The organism is Sorangium sp. So ce363, from assembly GCF_051520435.1.
Classification (GTDB): Bacteria; Myxococcota_A; Polyangia; order Polyangiales; family Polyangiaceae; genus Sorangium; species Sorangium cellulosum_B.
On the sequence record NZ_CP150333.1, the window covers coordinates 2,659,233 to 2,677,855 of the forward strand.

15 protein-coding genes are annotated in these 18,623 nt (G+C 70.0%); 5 read left to right on the plus strand and 10 right to left on the minus strand.

What is annotated here, in order from left to right; genetic code table 11:
• Positions 1-70: 70 nt before the first annotated feature.
• The 7 genes from WMF12_RS10285 to WMF12_RS10315 form a co-directional block, all read right to left on the minus strand.
• A complete protein-coding gene (locus WMF12_RS10285) occupies positions 71-2,104 on the minus strand; it encodes a WD40 repeat domain-containing protein (RefSeq protein ID WP_437870441.1) in 2,034 nt (677 codons plus the stop codon).
• Positions 2,105-2,461: 357 nt separating this feature from the next.
• A complete protein-coding gene (locus WMF12_RS10290) occupies positions 2,462-3,730 on the minus strand; it encodes an FG-GAP repeat domain-containing protein (RefSeq protein ID WP_437870442.1) in 1,269 nt (422 codons plus the stop codon).
• Between the two features lie 425 nt (positions 3,731-4,155).
• A complete protein-coding gene (locus tag WMF12_RS10295) occupies positions 4,156-5,190 on the minus strand; it encodes a Kelch repeat-containing protein (RefSeq protein ID WP_437870443.1) in 1,035 nt (344 codons plus the stop codon).
• Positions 5,191-5,391: 201 nt separating this feature from the next.
• Positions 5,392-6,360, minus strand: a complete 969-nt coding sequence (locus WMF12_RS10300) for a LysR family transcriptional regulator (RefSeq protein ID WP_437870444.1) — start codon at positions 6,358-6,360, stop codon at positions 5,392-5,394.
• Between the two features lie 356 nt (positions 6,361-6,716).
• Complete coding sequence (locus WMF12_RS10305) at positions 6,717-7,238, minus strand: hypothetical protein (RefSeq protein WP_437870445.1); 522 nt, start codon at positions 7,236-7,238, stop codon at positions 6,717-6,719.
• A 324-nt stretch (positions 7,239-7,562) separates the two neighbouring features.
• Entirely contained in the window at positions 7,563-8,285 is a 723-nt protein-coding gene (locus tag WMF12_RS10310) for a DNA alkylation repair protein (RefSeq protein WP_437746558.1), read from the minus strand.
• Positions 8,286-8,624: 339 nt separating this feature from the next.
• Positions 8,625-9,095, minus strand: coding sequence for a hypothetical protein (locus WMF12_RS10315; protein ID WP_437870446.1), 471 nt, complete (start codon positions 9,093-9,095; stop codon positions 8,625-8,627).
• On the opposite strand from WMF12_RS10315, the gene WMF12_RS10320 reads away from it, so the two are divergent.
• The 3 genes from WMF12_RS10320 to WMF12_RS10330 all read left to right on the plus strand — a co-directional run bounded on the left by WMF12_RS10320 (position 9,069) and on the right by WMF12_RS10330 (position 12,306).
• Positions 9,069-11,267 carry an aldo/keto reductase gene (locus WMF12_RS10320; RefSeq protein ID WP_437870447.1) on the plus strand — a complete coding sequence of 733 codons (2,199 nt, stop codon included), beginning with the start codon at positions 9,069-9,071 and terminating at the stop codon, positions 11,265-11,267. The two genes, WMF12_RS10315 and WMF12_RS10320, sit on opposite strands and share 27 nt — an antisense overlap.
• 694 nt (positions 11,268-11,961) lie before the next feature.
• Positions 11,962-12,114: a hypothetical protein gene (locus tag WMF12_RS10325; protein ID WP_437873987.1), complete on the plus strand. Its 153-nt coding sequence runs from the start codon at positions 11,962-11,964 to the stop codon at positions 12,112-12,114.
• Positions 12,115-12,177: 63 nt separating this feature from the next.
• Entirely contained in the window at positions 12,178-12,306 is a 129-nt protein-coding gene (locus WMF12_RS10330) for a hypothetical protein (RefSeq protein WP_437870448.1), read from the plus strand.
• A 368-nt stretch (positions 12,307-12,674) separates the two neighbouring features.
• Here WMF12_RS10330 and WMF12_RS10335 read toward each other — a convergent pair whose 3' ends face one another.
• Together WMF12_RS10335 and WMF12_RS10340 are read right to left on the minus strand one after the other, a co-directional pair.
• Positions 12,675-13,514: an amidohydrolase family protein gene (locus WMF12_RS10335; protein ID WP_437870449.1), complete on the minus strand. Its 840-nt coding sequence runs from the start codon at positions 13,512-13,514 to the stop codon at positions 12,675-12,677.
• Positions 13,515-13,789: 275 nt separating this feature from the next.
• Positions 13,790-14,413, minus strand: coding sequence for an RNA 2'-phosphotransferase (locus WMF12_RS10340; protein WP_437870450.1), 624 nt, complete (start codon positions 14,411-14,413; stop codon positions 13,790-13,792).
• Positions 14,414-14,619: 206 nt separating this feature from the next.
• On the opposite strand from WMF12_RS10340, the gene WMF12_RS10345 reads away from it, so the two are divergent.
• A complete protein-coding gene (locus WMF12_RS10345) occupies positions 14,620-15,576 on the plus strand; it encodes a LysR family transcriptional regulator (protein ID WP_437870451.1) in 957 nt (318 codons plus the stop codon).
• 70 nt (positions 15,577-15,646) lie between these two features.
• On the opposite strand, the gene WMF12_RS10350 is transcribed toward WMF12_RS10345, so the two are convergent.
• Entirely contained in the window at positions 15,647-16,471 is an 825-nt protein-coding gene (locus WMF12_RS10350; RefSeq protein ID WP_437870452.1) for a hypothetical protein, read from the minus strand.
• A 595-nt stretch (positions 16,472-17,066) separates the two neighbouring features.
• Here WMF12_RS10350 and WMF12_RS10355 point away from each other — a divergent pair.
• Positions 17,067-18,584, plus strand: coding sequence for a hypothetical protein (locus WMF12_RS10355; RefSeq protein ID WP_437870453.1), 1,518 nt, complete (start codon positions 17,067-17,069; stop codon positions 18,582-18,584).
• Positions 18,585-18,623: the final 39 nt, after the last annotated feature.

Below are 18,623 nucleotides of genomic sequence, written 5' to 3' on the forward strand. Positions count from 1 at the left end.
CGGGGAGACCGCGCGGCGGCGCGCACCCCGCTTCCTACGACGACGAGGGGCGATCGTCGGCTACGCTGTCTCAGCGCGGCGGGGGAGCAGGAGATGGATGCGCGGGCGAGTCACCGAGGCAATACACGCGCACGCCGGGGGCCACGCCCATGATGACGTGACGCGCGTCGGGGGAGAAGCTCACGTTCCCCATGTTCGCCTCGGCGAAGGAGTACAGGCGACGAACAGGCTCATGCTTCTCGATGTCGAAGATCGTGATCGTGCCCGTGTGACCGGGTGTGAGGCCCCAGTTCGTCGCCGCGCTCGCCAAATAGCGACCGTCGGGCGAGAGGGCGATCTCGCCGTCGTGGATGTCGATGTCGCCTGTGCCGCCGCTGCTCCGCTCGAGGAACTCCTCGATCGGATCGCCGGTCTCGACATCCCAGAAGCGAATGCTGCCCTGCTCGTCGGCGGTGGCGAGGCGTCGATTGTCGGGGAAGAAGGCGAGCGTCCGCACTGGGTGCTCGTGGCCGGCGAGCTCGTGGAGCACCTCGGTCGTCGCTGCGTCGTGGATGCGGACGGCGATGCCAGTGTACGTCGTGGGAATGGTGGAGTCGTCGCTCGAGGCAAACCCCGCGACCGCGATGAGCCTTTGATCCGGAGACCAGACCCAGGCTGTTTGACCGCCGTCGAACCCGGGGAAGGTGGCGACGCGCGCGCCGGTCGCGGCGTCAAATACCGGGAAGATCCCCCTCGTGTTGGCGTCATGGGTGCCGAGCATCAACGTGCCGTCGGGGGACATCCTGAAGTCTCCCGACCACTCGGGGTCCGAGGACGAGGTCGTGGGCAGGTCCTCGTCCGTCTCATAGGTGACGGTCCGCGTCGGGTCGCCCTTCTCGAGGTCGTAGTAGCGACCGACGCCATCATGGTTGATGAGCAGCTCGCCGGAAGGGTGGAAGGCGACGAGGTGCTGATTGCCAGGCGGCCTCGGAAAGACGCGCCGGCGGACGCCCGTCTCATAGTCCCACACCTCAGCGGGCTGCCCCGCGCCCGCGAACGCGACGTAGGGTCGTGTCCTGTCCAGGTCGTGGCTCCAGACAAAGCCGTTGGCGATCCGCTCGTAGATGACCTCGCCCGAGCCGGTGTCGTAGATGTGAAGGCTCTGCGACGCGACCGCGAGGCGCGAGCCGTCAGGGGACACGGCGAGCTGGCGCGGCTGGAACCGGGCGGGATACTCCATCTCGACCGCGCCGCCCTCGAGGGCGAGCCGCTCGACGTGGCTCGGGTGGGCGACGTAGACGGCGCCGGTGTCAGGGCCCAGCGCGAGGGCCAGGACGACGTTGCGCGCCCGCACCTCCGCGAGCTCCGGGATACCCTCCTTGGCCTCGAAGACGATCACGTCGTCGTCCTCGGCCCAAGCGAAGCGCATCCCGTCGGGGGAGAAGGCGCCCACGCGATCGCCGAAGGTCGTCTCCCCGACGAGCCTCCCGTCCGTGGCGTCGCGAAGCTGGGTGCCGCGGTCCTTGCCAAGAGCGAAGAGGCTGCCGCGCGGCGACGCGATCAGGGGCGCGACAGGGCCTTCGCCGACGTCGACCGACCAGCGCTCCTCCCACGAGGCGGGGTCGAGCGCCTTGACGGTGCCGTCGCCGAACCCAACCAGGATGACGCCGCCCTCCTCGGAGCGGGCGAACGCGGTGATGCCGGTGATCTTCGGGCTCTCGGCGAGGCGCCCGCCGGACGGGGCGTCCCAGATTCGCACGACCTCGTCCTCTCCGAAGCTCGCGGCTACGCGGCCGTCCGACGAAAGAACGGCGTCGTAGACCGTGCCGCGATGATCCGCCACGGTGCGCTCGACGGCCCAGATCCGCGTGTCGATCGCGCTCGTCCCGAGCGAGTCGCCGACGAGCAGGCGCTTGCCGTCACCCGAGAAGTCGACGGTCTTGGCGTCCGAAGGGAGGTCGCGGCAGGGGGTGAGATCAAAGCCGCCATCGGCGTCGATTCCGCCGCCGAGGCTGTCGCCACCGGAGCCGCTTTCGCCCGGGGCAGCGGGGGGCTCGCCGGACCCGCCGCAGGCCGCGAGGACCGAGAAGAGAAGGATTGATGATGCACCGAGAAGCTGTCTCATGGTGAGAGGCAGCGTAGCGACGTCCCGGGTTTGCGGGAAGGCGCAGCCGCCCGGAGCAGAGGCCGTCGTGGGCTCATGAAGAGCGCGCGTCCCCTCGTCGCGTGCGAGACGGGCCAGGGCGTGATCGCAAAGCAGCGGGCAGCTGCCCCCTCATGGCGCGTGGCTGCGGGTGGTCAGCGAGCGGCCTTCATGCCCGCGCCGCTCGTCCACGCGCGCGACGCCGCCCGGAGGGCGCAACTGGACTCCCATCGGTCCCGTGACTCTCAACCCCCCACACGCACGAGGCTCACGCACTCACGAGGATGTGACCAAATCAGCGGCCAGCAATCTTGACACCCACCGCGCGAGGATTCTGCCCTAGCGTTGTAGGAAGACGAAAGCGCCCTTCTTGTTCGAGATGACGATGTCCGGCCGGCCGTCTCCGTCGCCGTCCGCGACCGTGAGCTGGGTGCCTACCCCCGAATCGTCGTCGATGAGAACGGGCTGGAAGTCGATGCGTTCCGCCGCTCGCGCCTGCTCGAACCAGTAGAGCCGTGCCGGCGCGTCGAAGTCCGGCATGCCGGCAGGCACATGACCCCAGAAGCGCTCGCCGCTCACGAGGTCCTGGAGCCGGTCACCGTCGATGTCGGCGTGAGCGAGCGCGTGCGGCTCGTGCATGAACACGCTCGACGCGGCATCGGGTGTGGTCCCCGGAACGACGACGTGCTCCACGAACGCGGCGCCGGCCGCGTTCGGAACCTGCTCGAACCAGGAGAGCCCGTAGCCGTGAGCGGCGAGCGTGGTCGCTATGTCCGCATCCCCGTCGCCGTCTACGTCGACCACCGGCATCTGCGCTCCCCCGGCACCGAACGGCTGCTCGACGCGCGTGAACGGCAAGCCGTCGGGCGACTCTGGGCTCCGCGTGAAGTAGCCGCTCGCCTCGACCAAGTCGCTTGCGCCGTCCCCGTTGACGTCGCCTGCACCGAGGCCGTGCGTGAACGCGCCGTACCCCCGATTCTCGGTGAGCGCCCGGAAGACCCACGGCTCGGTCGGGTCCACGCCGGGCGACGAGGTTCCGAGCACGCCTCCCGACATGTGCACGAGCTCGGGCACGCCGTCGCCGGTGATGTCGGAAAACAGGGGCGACTCGTTGTCGATCGGCCACGGCAGTGTGTCGTGACGAGCCCAGAGCGCGTCGCCGTCGCGTGGGTTCTGGTACCAAGCCGCGGGCACACCCGGAAAGCCGACGACGAGGACGTCGGTGAAACCGTCGTGGTCGAAGTCGTAGGGGAACTCGAAAAAGCAATCCGAGTAGCCGTGCGGATCGAAGGCTTCCCTCGGCCAGACGGGATGGCTCGTGCCATACCCCGGACCCTCGTACCAATCCGGGCCCGCGATGACATCCGTCACCCCGTCGTGATTGAAGTCCGCAAAGCTCGCCCCCTCGCAGTAGAACTCGCGGTGCAGCGTGATCTTCACGAAGCGTGCGTCGAGGGCGGCCTCACGGGGGAGCGGTGGGGGCGCGGTGACGGTGCCCGCGGGCGGCGCGTCGGTGCCCGCGTCGACGGGCGCGCGCGAGGATTCGGCCGCGCAGGCGATGACCAAGGCGAGCGGTGTGCAGCACAATCCCCCCATTCCCGAAGCCATCTCCGAGCGCTTAGCACGTCGTGGTAGAATCGGTCACCATGCGCCGGCCATCGCGCACGGTCCCGCTCGTCATCGGGAGCTATGCCCTGGCGAGCAGGAGTATCGCTCGCGCAAAGCCATTTCGGCCTGTCAAGAATTTTCCACCAACCGCCTCGCTCGCCAGCATTCTGAGCCGCGCCGTCGCCCTCGGGGACGAGGTGGCGGCCCGGGTCGTTCACGAGGTTATCGGTCGGCTGCTCGGGCTGCCGGTGGCACCGGAGGGGTGAGCGAGCTCGAGCCGAACGTCGAGCCCGCCGCTCGGTACGGGTCTTACAACCGCGCATGCGGCCGCTCGGCAGCTGAACATGGCTGTCCCTGATCTCCCGGCGACGGGACCGCGCTCGAGCTGGCGAGGAGCGCGAGGCGTGATGATCCGCGCGCCCTGCTCAGGGCTTGAACGCCGCCATGATGTCGGTTGGGCCGAAGCCTTGCTGCGTCCCGCCGCCTGGAACGTAGATCGTCGAGCCCACCGCGACCGCGCCGGTGCCGTGGAGCGGCGTCGGCATCGGCGCGAGCACCTGCCACGTGTCGCGCGCGGTGTCGTAGGCCTCGTTGTCGTCGAAGACGCCCAGCGAGCCCGGCTCCTCGTTGCCCTCGCCGCCGATGACGTAGATCTTCTTGCCCTTCACGGCCGCCGCGACACCGCCGCGCGCCGTCGGCATCGGCGCGCGCGTCGACCAGGCGCGCGCCGAGAGATCGTAGGCGAACACTGTGTCCTTCACGTTGCCCTGGCCGTTCGCCCGCCCGCCGAGCACATAGAACGTCGAGCCCACGACCGCGCCGCCGACGTGATCGCGCGGCTCGGGCAGGTCCGGCAGCGCCTCCCACGCACCGGTCACGACGTCGTACGAGGAGAACGCGAGCACCGTGTCCTGGAAGAGGGGCGACAGCGAGCGCAGCCCGCCCGCGAGGTAGATCTTCGTGCCCGCCACGCCGACGGCCGCGCTCCCGCGCTCGGTCCCCTCGGGCATGGGCTCGAGCGCCGTCCACGCGTCCGTATCCGGGTCGTACTCGAACACATCGCTGACGGCCGTCCAGGGGAAGTCGCCGATCATGCCGCCGAGCAGGTAGATCTTGCCGTTCACGGCCGCGATGTTCGGGTGATTGAGCGCCACCGGCAGCGGCGCGGCCTCGGACCACGTATCGTCGCGAGGATCGTAGACCTCGATGCGACCCGTGTTGAGAAAGTCGCCGCCGACGCCCGCGATGACATAGACCTTGCCGTTGAGCGCGACGACGCAGTGCTCCTGGCGCGGGCCGCCGGCGATCGGGGCGAGCTCGCGCCAGCCCGAGCGCGCGCCGGCGCTGACGTCCTCGCCGGAGGCGGCGTTGCTCTCGCTCGCGCTCGACCCGCCGTCGATGCAGCCGGAAGTGACCAGGGAGAAGCAGAGAGAGAAGCCAAGGGCGGTAATGGATCGCATGGTGTTCTTTCCTTTCGGTGTCCGGTCAAAGGAACCGTGGGCTCACGGCACGACGTCCCGCGCCGCCCGCGCGGCCGATCACGCCGAAGGCCACGAGCGCGGGCGCGGCGCCGAGCCACGCGACGGACTTCCATCGTCACGGCGGAGCGTAACGCCGGCGCCGCGGACGGTCGACGCGGCGGCGTGTCTGGATGGCCGTTATTATCTATCGACGCTATCGATAAGTTGATGGAGGAGCGGGCGCGGCGTCGCGGCCTGGATCTCGCGGCAGATCTCGGAGATGCACCTGCGGAGCCAGGCGTGCGCCGGATCCTTCTGCCGCGTCGCGCTGAACAGGCACGAGAACGGAAATGGCGGGATGGCGAGCGGCGGATCGAGCACGCGGAGGTCGAGGAGCGGCGCCGTGGCGTGAACGAAGCTGCTCGGCAGCGTCGCGATCAGGTCCGTCTGCGCGACGACGAACAGGGCCGCCGTGAAATGCGGCATTCGGAGCACGACGCGCCGGCGGTGCCCGCGCCGCGCGAGCTCGTCGTCCAGAGGGCTCCCCGGCAGCTCGTAGGGCGTGACCAGGACGTGCTCCGCGGCGGCGTACGCGTCGAGCGTGATGCGCTCTCCGATGCAGGGGTGGTCGCGGCGCGCGACGCACACGAACGGCTGCTCCATCAGCCGCTGCGCGACGAGGCCGGCGAGCGGCTGGAACCTGACGGCGAACGCGACGTCGATCTCGCCCGACTGGACCGCCCGATCCACATCCATCCTGAAGGAGCGCAGGACGACATCGACGCCGGGCGCCTCGCGGCGGAGCCGCGCCACGAGCGGCGGGACCACCATGATCACGGCCCAGTCGGGCGCGGAGATCGTGAACGTCCGCTCGAGGCGCGATGGTTCCACGCCCGCGGCCTGATCGAGGAGCTGCTCCAGGGAGTCGAGCTGCGCGCGCAGCGGCGCCGCGAGCTCCTCGGCGAAGCTCGTCGGCCGGAGCGCGGCCCCGGTGCGGACGAAGAGCGGATCGCCGAACACCTCGCGGAGCCGGCCGAGCGCGTGGCTCACCGACGACTGCGCCCGACCGAGGCGCTTCGCCGCGACGACGGTGCTTTGGCTCCGGAGCAGCTCGTCGAGCACGACAAGCAAGTTCAGATCCACGGAGGCGAGGCGGACGCGGCGACCCATGGCGCGAGCACTACACCACCAGCCCCCGCCGGGCGAGACGGCCGAGCGGCCCATCGAGCTCACCGTCTTGGCCTTGGCCGGCACTGTCGGAGATGGCGGCCGAGGTGGCACAGGACCGGAGCAGGCGAGAACCTGCGCTGGCAGCACGATGGCGAGCCAGAGCAGGCTCTCGTGCCAATCCTTGCTCTCGCAGGGCCTCGCCACGGCAACGGTCACGCTGCTCGCGAGCTGACCGCAGCCGCGTAGGCGTTCGCGCTCTGCAGGCGCTTCCGGCCGCCGGCGGCGCTCACGACGACGTCGCGAATCCCGGCTTCGCGATCTTCCTGCAGAGCTTGATGGCGCCCTGAGGGCCGCGCTCACCTCAGCGTGAGTGTTGCGGTCGCCAGCGTGGTGCCCTCGGCAGTGCGCACGACGCCCGAAAGCGTGCGTGGACAGCTCGAGAAAGACTTCACCAGCACGGAGGCGGTGTAGCGCGTGGGCTCGCCGGGGTTTCCCGGTCGGAACGAGGTCATGTAGTGGGCCAGTCCCTCGAACTCGAGGAGACCCGCTGGGTGCGTCCCCCCGTGGCCGAATGTCAGGACCTGACCGTCCGCGACGAGCTCGACGATCAGACCGAAAGTGCGGCTCGTCGGCCCTCCCGAAGGCTTGAAGAAGGGGAAGGCCACGGCGTAGCGGATGAAGAGGTCCACCGGGCCCGCGGGCGGCGCCGCGACGGTCAGCGTGAAGGGGCCCGCGCCGTGGAGCGTCGCGCTGGCGATGTCGGGCTTGCCGGCGCCCAGCCGCGAGTGAGCGAGATAGAGCCCCACGGCGAGCAGGGCGACCGCGGCGATCACTGCGGCCAGGATGAAAGCGAGCGGCGAACCGTCGGCGAAACTCATCGAACGCCTTGCTAACCTTCGTCGGGCGTCGGGTCAACAAGCCGGTATCAACCTGTCGGGTGATCCGTCCCTCCCTACATCGACAGTGTTGCGCGGACGTTCCAGCTGCGGGGAGGCGCCAAGAACTGCTGTGGTTCGCAGCCAACCGCGAAACCCTGGTTTTCGAGCACCGCTTCGTCCAGGGCAGCGGGAAGTTCGCGCGTCTCGACACCCGCGTGGTGGTAGCCTTCACCCGCGCGATATCGCCGCTCGCGGACGAGCCGCGGAGGACTGCCCGCCGGGCAAGGCCTCGCCGGCTCGCCGAGCAGAGCTCGTCCTAACGGCCTAGCGGAGCGCCGCGCGCCTCGAAGCCTTGGGCAGCGCCGCTGCAAGCTCGCGCGATGCGTCCTTTCCGATCCATCGCGCTGAAGGCTGCGGTGATTGGGCGAGACGAGCGGCGACGGCGACGGCGGCGCCTTTGAGCGAAGCATTGCGCTTTCCGATCGCTCGAAGAGCCATGCTCACGGCCTTCTTGACGAAGTTCCTGTCATCGTCGGCTGCACGCTCGATGAGCCCGAGTGCGTCGACGAACTGCTGGTCCTTCGCGCGCTTGTCGTGGAGAGCAAGACTCCAAAGCAGCGCGAACGCCGCTCGCTTCTCGAACTCCCCCTTTTTACGGCTCCACTGCTCGACCTTCGCCCACGCGTGCGGCGTGCGATCGAAGAGGTTGAAGCTCAGGGTGTCGCAGTAGGCCCAGTTGTCGAACTCCTTACACCACCGATCCATCTGCGCGGCGGTGAGCGCGGAGGGGTCCGCTACGAACGACGTCAACATCCGCGCCTCGTACCAGCCGGTCTCCCAGAGCGCCAAAGCAAGCTCGTGGTTGTGCCCGAGCTTCTTGCCTAGCGCCTTCATGTCCTTCATCGCGACGCCAAACGCCTTGTCCGACGGGATGGCGTAGCGCGACATGCCGTCCAGCGTGGCTTTCGTGCTGTGAGCCTTCAGCCACTCGAGGACCCACTGCACTTGCTCCTGGAGCGACAGTTCCGGCGCCTTTGCTTTCTTCATCTCCGCTCCTCGTTCTTTACAGTACCTCGCCCGCGATCGCGAGCCCTTCGTTGCGCGGGGAACGACGAAGGACCAGCACCTGCCATCATCTTCGACGACGTTGTTCTGATTCGAAGAAGCAGGGCGACGCGACGCCTCTCGACCATGGGAGCGGAGGCGGAGGACGGACGGGGCGCGCTGGCTGGAGCGGCACGGGGGCGCGCTGCGCTACGAGCGCGCGCCGGGAGGGGGCGCGCGCTTCGAGGCGAGGTGGCCCGAGAGGGCGGCGGGGGCGGGGTGAGGCGGGGAGACACCGGACAAGGCTCCGTCATGTCGTGGGTCGTTCGTCCGCCCGCTCGCTCACCCTCCCAGGGTCGCTCGGATGGTTTGCGTGTCGAGATCGACCCAGAGCCCGAGCTCCAGCGGCTCGATCTCCGACGCGTAGAAGATCCGGGGAGTCGGGCGACCGTTGAGCAGCACGCCCTGGCGGCAAGCCTTCCGGATCTTCTCCTGGAGCTGCTTGAACAGCTTCGTGGTCCTGGTCCTCTTCGCCAACGTTCGGATCACCACCTGCTCCAGATCGCGACCGCGTTGGCGGCCGCCCTGCAGCTCGATCAAGCCCTCCGCCTCACGGTCCAAGAAGCCCCAGTCCTGCGCGCTCCGTGGCGGTCCCGAGAGGGCGACGTAGACGAGCTCGTAGCCTCCCTGGGCGTACAGCTCGGCGAGGCTCGCAGCCGGATCCACGGCGGTCAGCGCCGCGGGACGCCCCGGTGCATCGAAGCGCTGGAAGACCAGGGTCGCCTCGTGAGCGGTCGCCAGTTCGGCAAGCATGTTCAGCCAGGATGCGGTCGGGATGAAGGCGTGGAGGGTCGGCATGTCGGCCTCAGCCCCGTCAGTATCACCCTGCCGGTGGACATGACGCGAGAAGGCCGACTTTTCAATCCGCCAGGGCCTCTCGCCGAGCCGGGGAGCCTCAAACACGCTCTCGGCGGCTCGGGACCAGCGCGATGTTGGCGGACGCCAACGATCTGCCCCAGTTGTTCGGCTTCAGCGCTTGCATCGAGCCGCGGACCTGGCTACGTCATCGTCTCCGTGACTCCCGCCCCCTCGCCCTACGGTGTCCTAGGCCCCCTCGACGTTCCCCTCGGCCTCGGCCTGCTCCGGCTGGCCACCGAGGGGCGCCCCTCGGAAGAGGACGCGACCGCCGTCATCCACGTTGCCCTCGATCAAGGCATACGCCTCCTCGACACCGCCGATTCTTACTGCCTCACCGACCGCGAGGCCCACTATGGAGAGCGCCTCGTCCGCAAGGCGCTCGACGCGTGGTCCGGCCCGCGCGACGACGTGCGCGTCATCACCAAGGCGGGCCTCACCCGACCCAAAGGGCGATGGGTCCCGAACGGCAGCCGCGACCACCTGCGCCGCACGGTCGAGGGCAGCCTAAAGGCGCTCGGCGTTTCGCGGATTTTCATGCTCCTCCTCCACGTGACCGACCCCAAGACCCCCCTCGAAGACAGCCTCGCCGCTCTCGCCGAGCTCCAGAACGAGGGCCTCATCGAGCACCTCGGCCTCAGCAACACATCCATCGCAGAGGTCCACCAGGCCCTGCGGCACTTTCCGGTGCGGGCCATCCAGGAGGAGCTGAGCGTTCTCGATCGCGGCAGCGCAGCCCGAGGCCTCTTCGAGCTCGCCAAGCAAATGGGCATCCCGTTCCTCGCCCACCGGCCGCTCGGCGGTCACGCCAAGGTCGATAGCCTCCTCAAGAACCGCGCGATCAAGCCCATCGCCGCGCGGCACACCATCACGTCCCAGGAGGCGGCCCTCGCGGTCCTGCTCGATCTCGGCCCCCCAGTCCTCCCCCTGTTCGGGGCGACCAAGCGGGAGAGCGTCGAGTCCTGTTTGCGCGCGCTCCGGGTCCCCTTTGGCGCGCGCGATCGAGCCGACCTCTCGAAGACCAGCTTTGCGCCCACGGCCGATGTGCTGGCCTCGGTCGCGCCCCCCGTGATCCCCGCCGGCCTGCGCAAGCTCGAGCCCGGAGAAGACCCCGGCGATGCGCCCGAGGTGGTCGTGGTCATGGGAATTCAAGGGGCAGGCAAATCGTCGGAGGTCGCCCGCTACACGGCCAAAGGGTACGCGCGCCTGAACCGCGATGAGCTCGGCGGCACGCTCGACGGCGTGGTCAAGAAGCTCGGAGAGCTGCTCTCCTCGAAGCAAACGCGGGTGGTCCTCGACAATACGTACGGCACGCGCGCGTCGCGCTATGCGGTGCTCCGGATGGCGCACGCGCACCGCGTACCGGTCCGGTGCCGGTACCTGGCCACACCCATCAACGAGGCCTACGCGAACGTCGCCCTCCGCGTCCTCGAGCGCTACGGCAAGCTGCTCGGGCCGGAGGACATGAAAGCGCTCGGCAAAGAGGATCCCAACCTGCCGCCGCCGCAGGCGCTCTCGCGGTGGGCTGCGAATTTTGAGGCGCCGCACGTGGATGAGGGCTTCTCGGTGGTCGAGGAGATCCCGTTTGCCCGGCGCGTTGATCCGCTCTTCACGGGCAAGGGCCTGCTCCTCGACGTAGACGGTACGCTGCGAACGACAAAGAGCGGCGAAATCTACCCGCGCGACCCTGACGACGTCGAGCTCCTGCCCGGTCGGCGCGCGGCCCTGGAGCGCTGGGTCAACGACGGATACACGCTCTTCTTCGTGTCAAACCAGAGCGGCATCTCGAAAGGATCGGTGACCGAAGAGGCTGTCCTGGCCGCGTTCTCGCGGACGATCGAGCTCCTCGGCCTGCCCGTGGCCGAGGTCGTGTACTGCCCGCACCCGGCGTTTCCGGTCGGCTGCTTCTGTCGCAAGCCCCTGCCGGGGCTCGGGATATCGCTGATCCAGCGCCATAAGCTCGCGCGCGAGCACCTGGTCATGGTCGGTGATATGGAAAGCGACCGGGAGTTCGCGCGATCGCTCGGGGCGAAGTACATGACGGCCGAGGAGCTCTTCCCAGGCGAGTGAGCGCCGGCGATGAAGAGCGTGGGCCCTCGCGTGGACGCGCCGGGCGCCGTCCTCGCCCGGGCAACCGGCCGTCAGCGCGGGCGACCCTTCGCTCAGGTGGAAGTCGCCGGCGAGGAGATCCGAGAGGAGCGGGTCCGTCTACTTGGGTGGCAGAGAGAAACCTCAGCACCTCAATGAACGGAATTGGGCAAGAAACCACCATGGAAGTGACGGGGACGCAGGCACGATCCCGAAGCAGGCGGCAGCGCATCGAAGGGCGCGGCAACAGGGCGGCGAGCGAAGGAGAATCCCTCGGCGCTGCGCCGCCAGGCCAGGCGCCGACCCCGATCGGGGATGCCGCGGGCCCTTAACCGCGGGCGACGCGACGGCGAAAGGCGCCCCGTTGGGCCACACCGGAGCCGCCCTCGGCGGCGAAACAGGCGGAAACCATGAAAACCGCTACTATTTCCGGCGACCGCTCGTCATCGACCGGTTGTTCTGGCGGGACGATTCCGCGGGAGCGAACCGTCGCGATCCGTCGCCTGCCCCGGGATTTTGGCAGAGCGTGACGACGGATCGCACCCCCTCGGGAAGCATGGGCCCAACGCGGGCCCAACGAAAGGGCGTTTGCGGGACTGCGCCTGAGCAGCAGCGGCGGCGAGGTCGCGGCGCAGTCCCGCAAACGTCGGGTTGGACCGGGCCTGGGGAGCTCGCCGTGACCGAGGAGCCGTCGCGTCGGGCTGCGGTGGTCGCCTCGCTCGCCAGCACCCTGAGCCGCGCCGTCGCCCTCGGGGATGAGGAGGCGGCGCGGGTCGTTCACGAGGCGATCGGTCGGCTGCTCGGGCTGCCGGTGGCACCGGAGGGGTGAGCAGCCTCCGACAGCGTCGGTGCACGCTATCAACGCGACAACATCCTCATAGAAGAGATCGCTGTGCCCTATGCCGGCGGGCCACTCACCACGGTGTGGGCAGACAAAGACATCTTTCATCGGCGACTCGCCGAACGTCTGCGAGAACTCGACATCCTGCGCGACACGAACGGCGTGTCCGGCTGGGAGTGATGGCGACCTCCCTCGCCGCTCGCGTCGAACCGCCGCCCGGTTGACGCTCAGCAGGGTACAGCTATACGGCAGGACGCCTTCCGCTTGGTGCTACGTCGCGGAAACCGCAGGCGTTTCAGGCGTGTAAGGCCTGCCTGGTCGCATGAGGTGTTCTATGTTAACCAGCGCGTGCGGCGTGGCTGTAGGGTGGGACCGGTGATTCCGCGGGCCCTTCACCGCGGGCGACGCGGCGGCTGAGGGCGCGCCGTTGGACCACACCGGAGCCGTCCTCGGCGGCGAAACAGGCGGAAGCTACGAAAATCGCTACTGTTCCCGGCCGTCCGGCAGGGCGGTCTCGATCGGGTAGTGGGCGGAGAGGCGTTCCATGGTCAAAGGCGGTAGAGACGGCAGGCGTTGTCGTGGAAGAGCTTGGCGCGGTTCCCCGCGGGCTCGGCTACGAGGAGCTCGTCGAGGAGCCGCACCCAGTCGCCGAGCGAGGACGTGAGGTTGCACACGGGCCAGTCACCGCCCCAGACAATCCGGTCCCAACCGAAGCAGGCGACGGCGTGCTCGACATAGGGCCGCAGCGCGTCGGCGGTGACCGCGCCCGGCTTGGCGTAGGTGACGAGGCCGGAGATCTTGCAGGCGACGTTCGGGCGGCGGGCCAGCTCGCGAAGGTCCGCCCGCCACGGGTCGAGCCCGCCACTCGCGATGTCCGGCATGCCGCAGTGGTCGAGGATGAGCTGGGTTGCCGGCGCCGCGTCGGCCAGTGCCGCCGCCAGCGGCAGCTGGCGGGCCCGCACGCAGATGTCGAAGGTCAATCCGGCCGCGCCGAGCGCGGCGACGTGGCGCCGGAAGAGCGCGCCTTGGGAGGTGGCGTCGGGCGCAACATACAGGATGCGGCGGATGCCTTTCAGCTTCGGATGACGGATCGCTTCGAGGTGCGCGGGGAAGTCTGCGTTCTCCGGCCGGCCCGACGCGACGACGCCGCGGATGCCGCTGTAGGGGTCCTCGGAGAGGGCGCAGAAGAACTTCGCCTCGTCCCCGGCATGCCCTTCGGGCACGTCGACCTCCATGAACACCGTCCCGGTGATGTCGCAGCTCGCAGCGGCCGCGCGGTACTCGGCGAGGGTGAAGGGCGCCGTCGCGAGCGCCGGTAAGCTGGCGGTCCACTTGTACGGAAAGCGGTCGCGGTAGACGAGGTGCTGGTGGCTGTCGATGCGCGGCATGGCGGGACGATGTCAGTGCGCGGCCGGCAGGGCCGCGACGCAGTTGCCGTAGCTGATAAGCCCGACGGCGCCCAGCAGGAACGCGATGCGGTCGAGGACGAGGACCCGGGTCGCCGTGCGGGCGGATCTCCATTCGCCGATGGCGACGCCGTAGCCGCAGCTGAGGAGGATGATCCTGTGGATCGTTCAGTGGAGAACTCGAGGCGGCCCATGCGCACGTGCCCGAGGCCGTAGAAGAAGAACTGGCGGGATTTCTGACCCGCGGGACAAGGCCATCACGCCGCCCCGCGCGACCCGTCGCCGAAGAGCATCGCCCGCAGCGCCTCGGCCTCCCGCTGCGCCCGCGCCACGATGGGCATCAGCCCCACGAGGCACTCGACCGGCACCTCCCGCACCAGGATCACCCCGTTCTGGCTGCGGAACACGCGTACGCCGCGCGCCCGGAGCCTCGCCGGGCTGATCTCGAGCATCACGTCGACCTTCGCGCGCTTGCCCACGGCGCTGCCCAGCGCGTCGGTGCAGTGGACGTGCGTGCGCGCCACCGGCCGGATCCCGTCGCGCGCGATGCCCCTCACGGCGTCCACGCTGGTGCCGTGCCAGATCGACGCGTCGCCGTGGACCTCCTCCCACGACGCCTCGAGGCCCGCGAGCGTCACCGGCATCCCGTCGCGCGAGTGCCCTTGCGAGGCGCGCACCCGGTCGCCGCGGAGCTCGAGGCGGTTCTTCGTGTTCTTCTCCACCACCTCGTCGAGCACCGGCCGGGAGATCCGGAGCGCCTTGAGGACGTCGTCCACGGCCACCCAGCCGGCGTCGTCCATGGCGACGCCCTGCGAGGGCGCCGCGTGGCGGAGCAGCCAGGAGAGCTTCTTGCTCGTGTCGGTCAAGCGATCGCGGCCCATCGTCAAGCTCCATTCCCGTCTCGTGAACCGGAGCCGCAGCCCGCGATTCGCGCGGGCACGCAGAGGCCTCCGGAAGGTCCCTGGACGGTGCAGGGACCGGGACCGAACCGTGAAGGGAATCGGCAAGAGGAAAGAATAGACGCCCGGTTATCATCCGGAAGAAGTATTTCTGGAGTCGCTATCGCGTTTCGCGATAGCTTGCCGCCATGCTCAACCTCGACTGGCTCGGCGCCTTCGTGGTCTTCACCGAGCACCTCAACTTCACGCGCGCGGCGCGGGCGCTCCACGTCTCGCAGCCTGCGCTCCACGCCCAGATCGGCAAGCTGGGCGAGGCGCTCGGCGTCACGCTCTACCAGCGGCGCGGGCAGCGGCTGGAGCTCACGGCCGACGGCAAGCGCGTCGCCGCGTTCGGGCGCGAGGTCGGCGAGCGGACGCGCTCGTTCCTCGACGTGCTCCGCCACGGCGAGAGCCGGGAGCCGGTGGTGCTCTGCGCCGGGGAGGGCTCGTACCTCTACCTGCTCGGCGAGGGGATCCGCGCCTTCTCCGCGCGCGGCGCCGCCCCGCTCCGGCTGCTCACGCGCGACCGCGAGGGCACGCTCGAGGCCGTCGCGGCGGGCGAGGCGCACCTCGGCGTCGCGCCGCTCGAGGGGGCGCCGGACGGGCTCGCCGCCGATCGCCTCACCGAGGTGGCGCAGGTCCTGGTCGTCCCTGACGGCCACCCGCTCGCCCGGAAGCGCCACATCCGGCTGCGCGACCTCGAGGGGGCGCGGCTCGTCGTGCCCGGCCCGTCGCGGCCCCACCGGGCCCTGCTCGCGCAGGCGCTGCTCTCGGCGGGTGTCCGCTGGGAGCCGGCGGTCGAGGCGAACGGCTGGGAGCTGATGCTCCACTTCGTCCAGCTCGGGGTCGGCATCGCGGTGGTCAACGCCTGCTGCCGTCTCCCCCGCGGCCTCGTCGCGCGCCCGCTGCCCGAGCTGCCACGCAAGGTCTTCTATCTCGTCCGCCGCCGCGGCGGCGAGCTCCAGGGCGCGGCCGCGGAGCTCCGGGACGCGCTGCTCGCGCACGCCGCGGCGTGGCAGAGAAACCATGCGTTGGGCGCGTCAGGCGCGTCAGGCGCGTCGAGCGCGCCCGACGCCGCCCCGACGCCGCCCGCGCGCCGGCGCTGAGCCCCGGCATCGCTCTTCCTGCCGCCTGCCGGTCTCTGCCGGTCTCCCTCCCGGACTCTGGCTTCCAGGCTCAGGCCGCCTTTCTCGACTTCTGCTTGCCCTGCTTCGCCTTCTTGCCGCCGACGTCGTCCGGGCGGCTCACCAGCTTCGAGAAGTAGCTCGGCTCGCCGCTGGCCTTGGCCTCCTGGTACACGAAGGCCAGGTTGGACGATTCGAACTTGTCGAAGAAATCGTCCCACGAGATCTCCTCCAGGGTGTCTTCCCCGCTGTACCCCGGGAAGTCGATCCGGAGGACACCGGGCTCCCCCTCGCTCTCGGTCCGCGCCACCGTCGCCGGATGGCCGCCGCGCGCCTCGACCCACGCGCGGATCTCGTCATGGTCGATGGTCATGTGAGACGCATGGTCGCCTTCGGCGCCTCTCGGGCGGGCCTGCTTCCCGCGAGGACGCTGCTCGGCGCCGCCGGGCTCCTCGTCGAGATCGAGCTGGACCTCCACCTCGACGTCGAGCTCTTCCTTCTCGCGCTCCTCTTTCGCGCCCCTGGCGCTGCTCGCCTTCTCCGTGCCGCCCTTCGCCGCGCGCGACGTCGGCTTGCCCTTCTGGACCATGTCGTCCGGGCGGCTCACCAGCTTGGAGAAGTTGCTCGGCTGCCCGTCCGCTGTCTTCTCCTGGTACACGAAGGCGAGGTTCGACTCCTCGAACTTGTCGAAGAAGTCCTCCCACGAGATCTCCTCCAGCGTGTCTTCCCCGCTGTACCCGGGGAAATCGATGCGGAGGATGCCAGGCTCGCCGCCCTCCTCGGTGCTCTTCACCGTCGCCGGGCGGCCTCCGCGCGATTCGGCCCACTGGCGGATCTCGTCATGAACGATGGTCGTCTTCGATGAGCTGGCCGACATGGTCTTCCCTCCTGTGCTCGTGCATCGATGGCGCGGGGAACGGCAATCTGCATGCCAGAGGCCGATGAGAAGATCCGGGCACGCGATGGCCGACCTCGGCCATACGGCGGCTCCCTGGACCGAGCGCGGCGCGCCGCGGAGCCCGTCGCGCTGCCGAACCGTGCTGTCGTGCATGCGACGCGTCGCGGTCACCTGGCGGAGACCATGGTGAAAGCAGGGGAGCTCTGCTGTGGTCGACGATGGGCTCGGCGATGCAATTTGCCCCGCCTGCGGCGAAATGCTGCCGGCTGGCGCAGGTCCTCGTCGGAGATCGCGTTCCCCTGGATCCGCTTGAATTTGAAGCAGACAGGCCGACAGACTGCGTGCTTGAATGCTGACAGACAGACTGCCTGGCTGACAGAAACAGACCGACACGCGACGCGCGGCGCCCTCACGGAGGCACACGCGTAGGCAGTGAGGGCATCCCGGTGGCGCTCGCCACGGAACCAGGCGTCCCCATTGTAGCTCGCGCTCGATGGTACCCACGTGCGCCGGGCCAACCCGGTTGGGCGGCCGAGAGATCGAGAGAGCGCGTGTCGACGCGGGGGAGCCGGTCGTGCTACCTAGAATCGAGCGCCGCGATGCGCGCGCTGCCGAGGCCGAGGACGTGACCGCCGCGCACCATCTGCTCCTCCGGGTCGCTGTGATCGTCGTCGCCACGGCGACCGCCGCGACGGCGGGCGCGCGCCCGCCGCGCCCCGCGCCGGCCGCCCCGCAGGCCCACCCGCCGCGCCCCGCGCCGGCGGCCTCGCCAGTGGGCCCGCCGCGCCGTGCGCCAGCCCCCTCGCCGGGGCGCCCGCCGCGCCCTTCGCCGGCCGCCCCGCAGGCCCTCTTGCCTGCGCCGGCCGCCCCGCGGGCGCCCCCGGCTTCGCCCGCCCCGCCGGCCCTGCCTTCCGCGGCTTCCCCCGAGCCCGCGGCCTGGCGCGCGCTCGTCGTGGGCGGCGGCCCGAGGCCGCCCATGAACCAGGTGGCCATCGAAGGCCACATCCGGTACTTCCAGTCGCTGCTCCCGGCCAGGGCGGAGCGGCGCGTCCTCTTCGCCGACGGGCGCCGGGGCACGCGCAGCGTGCAGTTCCTCGACGGCGACCAGACGCGCTACCGCGCGCCCAGGCTGCCGCGCATCGACGGGGCGACCACCCGCCCCGGGTTCGACGCGGTCTGGCGCAGGTTCGTCCACGCGCGCCCCGCCGACCCGTTGCTGCTGTATTTCGCCGGCCATGGGAGCCCGGATCCAGGGCACGACCTCGACAACAACGTATTTGACCTCTGGGGCGGCGGAGCGCTGTCCGTGCGCGACCTCGCTGCCCGCATGAAGGAGCTGCCCGCCGGCACTCCCGTCGTCCTCGTCATGGCCCAGTGCTACTCCGGCTCGTTCGCGAACCTCCTCTTCGAGGGCGGCAGGCCCGACGGCGAGCTGGTCGAGCGCGACATCGTCGGCTTCTTCGCGGCGACCCGGGACCGCCCCGCGTCGGGCTGCACGCCCGAGATCGACGAGGCCGATTACACCGATTTCAGCAGCTTCTTTTTTGCCGCCCTCTCGGGCGTCGATCGCCTCGGGAAACGCGTCGACGGCGCCGATTACGACCGGAACCAGCTCGTGGGGATGAACGAGGCGTTCGCGTACGCCCTCCTCCACCAGGAGACGGGCGATGTGCCGGTCGCGACGTCCGATGTGTTCCTGCGCCGCTTCGTCAACAAGCCCGATCACGAGACCATGGCGACGCCCTATTCCAGGGTCCTCTCGTGGTCGACCCCGGCGGAGCGGGCGGCGCTCGAGGGGCTCTCGGACGCGCTGGGCCTCCACGGAGAGCACCGGCTCCGGGCCGCCTACGATCGCGAGTTCGGGCCCCGGGCGGGCAGGAGAGACGTCGAGGACGTGGACTCGGCCCACCGCTTGCGGTTCATCCGGCTCGCCAAGAGCGTGGTGCTCGCGCGGACGCTGCGGCAGAGCGGCAACCGCGGGAGGATCGAGCGCTTCGAGCGGCTGCGCGCCGCGGAGGCGCGCAATCCGCTCGTCGAGGTCAGGGCGGCGAGCCAGGCGCGGCAGGACGGCCGGCGGCGCGCCGCCCGGTGATACCGGGTTGGCATTGCCCGCCTGGCCCAGGTGCTATCG

What these genes read in the sequence shown, in the direction of transcription:
- WMF12_RS10285 (WP_437870441.1), bottom strand. Translation starts at nt 2,104, where the DNA reads ATGAGACAGCTTCTCGGTGCATCATCAATCCTTCTCTTCTCGGTCCTC.
- WMF12_RS10290 (WP_437870442.1), bottom strand. Translation starts at nt 3,730, where the DNA reads ATGGCTTCGGGAATGGGGGGATTGTGCTGCACACCGCTCGCCTTGGTC.
- WMF12_RS10295 (WP_437870443.1), bottom strand. Translation starts at nt 5,190, where the DNA reads ATGCGATCCATTACCGCCCTTGGCTTCTCTCTCTGCTTCTCCCTGGTC.
- WMF12_RS10300 (WP_437870444.1), bottom strand. Translation starts at nt 6,360, where the DNA reads ATGGGTCGCCGCGTCCGCCTCGCCTCCGTGGATCTGAACTTGCTTGTC.
- WMF12_RS10305 (WP_437870445.1), bottom strand. Translation starts at nt 7,238, where the DNA reads ATGAGTTTCGCCGACGGTTCGCCGCTCGCTTTCATCCTGGCCGCAGTG.
- WMF12_RS10310 (WP_437746558.1), bottom strand. Translation starts at nt 8,285, where the DNA reads ATGAAGAAAGCAAAGGCGCCGGAACTGTCGCTCCAGGAGCAAGTGCAG.
- WMF12_RS10315 (WP_437870446.1), bottom strand. Translation starts at nt 9,095, where the DNA reads ATGCTTGCCGAACTGGCGACCGCTCACGAGGCGACCCTGGTCTTCCAG.
- WMF12_RS10335 (WP_437870449.1), bottom strand. Translation starts at nt 13,514, where the DNA reads ATGCCGCGCATCGACAGCCACCAGCACCTCGTCTACCGCGACCGCTTT.
- WMF12_RS10340 (WP_437870450.1), bottom strand. Translation starts at nt 14,413, where the DNA reads ATGGGCCGCGATCGCTTGACCGACACGAGCAAGAAGCTCTCCTGGCTG.
- WMF12_RS10345 (WP_437870451.1), top strand. Translation starts at nt 14,620, where the DNA reads ATGCTCAACCTCGACTGGCTCGGCGCCTTCGTGGTCTTCACCGAGCAC.
- WMF12_RS10350 (WP_437870452.1), bottom strand. Translation starts at nt 16,471, where the DNA reads ATGTCGGCCAGCTCATCGAAGACGACCATCGTTCATGACGAGATCCGC.